Source organism: Streptomyces panaciradicis, from assembly GCF_023516615.1.
GTDB classification, from domain to species: domain Bacteria; phylum Actinomycetota; class Actinomycetes; order Streptomycetales; family Streptomycetaceae; genus Streptomyces; species Streptomyces panaciradicis.
In genome coordinates this window covers 1-2,834 of the sequence record NZ_JAMGBF010000295.1, presented here as the reverse complement: position 1 = coordinate 2,834, position 2,834 = coordinate 1, and the positions used below count along the sequence as shown (strand labels likewise).

Here is a 2,834-nt window from a genome sequence, read left to right as displayed (position 1 = left end):
GGTCCCCGGTGCGGTACATCCGCGAGCCCGGCGGTCCGTACAGGTCGGCCACGAACCGTTCGGCCGTCAGGCCGGGCCGGTCCAGGTAGCCCTGGGCGAGTCCGCTACCGGCGATGTAGAGCTCGCCGGGGACGCCGGGGGCGACCAGGCCGAGGTGCTCGTCCAGGACGTACAGGCGGGTGTTGTCCAGCGGGCGGCCGATGGGCAGGGCGCCGGCGTAGTCGAAGGGGCGGTGCAGGAAGTGGGAGGTGGCGAACGTGGTGGTCTCGGTGGGGCCGTAGCCGTTGACGACCTGCAGATCGGGGCAGGCGTCCATCACGCGGCGTACCGCCTCGGGCGGGACCACGTCACCGCCGGTCCACACCTCCCCCAGCCCGGCGAACGCGGCCGGGTCCTCCTCGGCGACCAGCCGGAACAGACCGGCCGTCAGCCACAGACCGGTGATGGACTCCTCGGTGAGGATCCGGGCCAGGGCGGCGGTGTCGAGCAGGCCGGGCGGGGCGACGACCAGGGTTCCGCCGGACAGCAGCGGCACCCACAGCTCGTACGTCGTCGCGTCGAAGGCGAGCGGGGAGTGCAGCAGGATGCGGCGGTGGGCGCCGCCGGTGAAGCGGCCGTCGGCGGCCAGCTCGGTGACGTTGCGGTGGGTGACGGCGACGCCCTTGGGCACGCCCGTCGAGCCCGAGGTGAACATGACGTAGGCGAGCTGGTCGGGGTGGACGCCGACCTCGGGCGCCGTGTCGGGGAACGAACCGCCCGCCTCGGCCACCGCCAGGACGCGGGCGCCCTGGGGCAGTTGAAGGCCGTTCGCGTCGCGGTCGGTGAGGAACACCTGCGCGCCCGCCATGCGCACGATGAGATCGACGCGGTCCTTGGGGTAGCGGGTGTCCAGCGGCACGTAGACCGCGCCGGCCTTGACGACGGCGAGGATCGCGACGACCGCCTCGACGGAGCGCTCCTGGAAGAGCGCCACCCGGGAGCCGGGCCGGACGCCCTCGGCGATCAGCCGGTGCGCCAGCCGGTTCGCGCGCCGGTCCAGCTCGGTGTACGTCAGCCGCTGTGTGCCGTGCGTGAGGGCGACGGCGTCAGGGGTGCGGGCGGCCTGCGCGGCGAACAGCTCCGGCAGCGCGGCGGCCGGCCGGACCCGCCGGGCTCCGTGCCAGGTGTCGAGCAGCCGCGCCCGCTCGTCGTCGGCCAGGACATCGAGGGCTCCGATCGGGGTGTCGGGGGTGTCGGCGGCGGCCTGCAGCAGCCGCACCAGGCGTGCGGTGACGGCGGACACGGTCGCCGGGTCGTACAGGTCGGTGGCGTACTCGACGGTGATGCCGAGTCCGGCCGGGCCGCCGTCGGGGGCGCGGTGCTCGTGGAAGGTGAAGGTGAGGTCGAACTTGGCGATGTCGAGGGTGGTGAACTCCGACGCGCCGTGCAGGCCCGGCAGCCGCGGCACCGGGTCGGCGGCGTCGGTGACCGACAGCATGACCTGGAACAGGGGGTGCCGGGCCGCGGAGCGCTCGGGGTTGAGGGCCTCCACGAGCCGGTCGAAGGGCACGTCCTGGTGCGCCCAGGCCGCCAGGTCGGTCGTGCGCACCCGGTCCAGCAGTTCCCGGAAGGTCGGGTCGCCGCTGACGTCGGTGCGCAGCACGAGGGTGTTGACGAAGAAGCCGACCAGGTCCTCCAGCGCCTCCTCGCCGCGGCCCGCGACCGGGGAGCCGAGCGGGATGTCGGGTCCGGCGCCGGAGCGGGCCAGCAGGGCCGCGGTGGCCGCCTGCGCGACCATGAACAAGGTGGTGCCGCTCTCCCGGGCGAGCCGGGTGAGCGAGGCGTGCAGTCCGGCGGGGCAGCGCACGGTCAGCGAGGCGCCCCGGTAGGAGGACGTGGCCGGCCGGGCCCGGTCGGTGGGCAGGGTCACCTCCTCCGGCAGCCCCTGCAACGCCCGGCGCCAGTGCTCGAGCTGGCGCTCCTCGTCCGCCGCGAGCAGTGCCTGCTGCCACAGCGCGTAGTCGGCGTACTGCACCGGCAGCGGCTCCCACAGGGGGGCCGCGCCTTCGGTCCGGGCCGTGTAGGCGGCCGCCAGGTCCCGCATCAGGGGCGTGGTGGACCAGCCGTCGGAGGCGATGTGGTGGGTGACCAGGAGCAGCACGTGCTCGTCGTCGTGGAGTTGCAGCAGGTCCGCGCGCAGCGGCAGTTCGCGGGCCAGGTCGAAGGTGGTGGCGGACAGATCGCGCAGGATTGCCGGCAGCGCCTGGGGGGTGACCGGGATCAGGGCCAGTGCGGGCCGGGCCTGCTCGGCGGGCAGGATGTGCTGGTACGGGGTGCCCTGCTCGGCCGGGAAGACGGTGCGCAGCGCCTCGTGCCGGGTCACGACGTCGCCGAGGGCGAGGTGCAGCGCGTCGGCGTCGAGGGCGCCGGTGAGCCGGACGGCGAGGGGGATGTTGTAGGTGGCGGAGGGGCCCTCCATCTGGTCCAGGAACCACAGCCGCCGCTGGGCGGCGGACAGCGGCACCCGCTGCGGCCGTTCCCCGGCCGTCAGCGGCGGGCGCCGGTCGGTGTCCGTCGCGTCGGCGAGGAACTCCGCCAGCCGGGCCACGGTGGGCTGCCGGAACAGGTCGCGTACCGACAGCCGGGCGCCCAGGGTGCGCCGGATGCGGCTGACCAGGCGGGTGGCGAGCAGGGAGTGGCCGCCCAGGCGGAAGAAGTCGTCGTCGATGCAGACCGCGGGCAGTCCCAGCGCGTCCGCGAACAGCCCGCACAGCACTTCTTCGACGGGGGTACGGCCCTGCCGGCCGCCGGGTCCGGTGCCGAGCCGGGGCTCGGGCAGGGCGCGCCGGTCGAGC

Annotated in this window: 1 protein-coding gene; it reads right to left on the bottom strand. The window is 74.9% G+C overall.

Translation table 11 applies throughout. The features are described 5' to 3' along the window. The coding region (locus tag M8J74_RS43915) for a non-ribosomal peptide synthetase (RefSeq protein ID WP_249841740.1) at nucleotides 1-2,834 on the bottom strand (2,834 nt) is incomplete at both ends.